This window comes from Serratia sp. HNCC26DJ206 (assembly GCF_057180605.1).
Window position 1 is genome coordinate 1 of the sequence record NZ_JBXUGP010000185.1, and the last position, 274, is coordinate 274.

Sequence of the window (274 nt, forward strand, 5' to 3'; positions counted from 1 at the left end):
TGAGCGGAAAGCCACCTGCAGCAAATTCTCATCGGCCTTGACCTGTTTCTTCGCCGGTACTTCCAACACGTTCAGCCAGAATATCGACTCCTTGTCGCTCGGCAGTGTGCCGCCGGTATAGCTGATGCGCAGAGTCTGGCCTTTACCCTGCTCCACACGGTTCATCGGCGGCGTCAGCACAAACGGCACCTGAATAGCGGCAGGTTTGGCCGTGGTATCCCCGGTATCAATCCAGCTCTGAATAAGGACAGGTGACGGGCCGGCATTCGTCAGT

At 57.3% G+C, this 274-nt stretch carries 1 protein-coding gene; it reads right to left on the reverse strand.

Annotated elements, in window-relative coordinates:
• On the reverse strand, nt 1-274 hold a 274-nt coding region (locus AC2A1E_RS24520), incomplete at both ends, for a fimbria/pilus periplasmic chaperone (protein WP_484385927.1).